Source organism: Collinsella sp. SGI.180 (assembly GCF_050313455.1).
Lineage (GTDB): Bacteria > Actinomycetota > Coriobacteriia > Coriobacteriales > Coriobacteriaceae > Collinsella.
Map to the genome: position 1 here is coordinate 1 of NZ_JBNPLL010000049.1, position 991 is coordinate 991.

Annotated in this window: 1 protein-coding gene; it reads right to left on the minus strand. The window is 68.4% G+C overall.

From position 1 onward, the window contains the following. Window positions 1-816 (minus strand): DDE-type integrase/transposase/recombinase (locus ACQRAP_RS08680; RefSeq protein WP_427795401.1); only part of this gene is annotated, 816 nt, incomplete at its 3' end. Window positions 817-991: the final 175 nt, after the last annotated feature.

A 991-nucleotide genomic window follows, 5' to 3' on the forward strand; every position in this document is an offset into this window, starting at 1 on the left:
CCTTCCCGCGAGGAAGTTCCCCTTCACGAAGCGGACGAGTCTCTCCACCTTGCCCTTCGTATAGGGGTGGCGCGGCCTGCACAACCTGGTGCGGAAGCCGACGACGCCCATGAACTCGGCGTAGTCGGCCTGCCAGACGGGCCGGCCGTCGGCATCGCGGCGGACGACCACGCTCTTCATGTTGTCGGTGAGCACGGTCGCGGGCACGCCCAGCGCCGAGAACGCGTGCAGCATCCCGATGAGGAGGTTCTCCTGGCGCGCGTTCGGGAAGAACTCGACGTGGGCGCTCCCGCAATGGTGGCAGACCATGGCGAAGCAGGCGATCCGCGCCCGCTCGCCGCCGGGGCGCTCGACCGCGACGAAGCCCCAGTCCATCTGGTAGGCCTCTCCGGGCGCCGTCCTGAAGCGCTGCCCGCGGCAGCCCTGCGGGGCCACCTGCCGCCTCTTCGCGGGCACGAGGTCCCGGTGCGCGGCGATATAGGTCTTCACCGTGGTGAGGCCGCCGGCGTAGCCCTGGCCGAGCAGCCGCTCGAATATCACCTGCGAGTTGGTGACGCCCTTCCGCAGGAGGTCGTCCACCAGGCCGGTGTGGCCGGCGAGCACGCCCGGCGCGGCCCTCCTCCCGCTGTTCCCGTGGGGCAGGGCCCTGAACCCGTGTGCCCTGACCGTCCTCGCGCGGGAGCGGGTGAGCCCCGTCCTCCTGCAGAACTCCGCGAGGTTGCATGTCTGCGGGTCGAACCCGTCGCCCTCCTCCGCGGCCATCTCCCGGAGCGCCGCGTCTATAATTTCCTGTAGGTCATCGTGTCTCTCGTTCACCTCAATGGTCCTCCTAACGCCGGCGTGTTGGCACCACCAGCGTAGTGGCGGCGGGGAGGCACGGTGGCCATTATTCGGTGACCGGGATTGGTCAAAATAGTTTGACTATTAGCGGCTAAAATCGCCCGGCGCTAACACTGTGGAGGGCGATGGACCTGGCGCGCTCGGCCTGCTA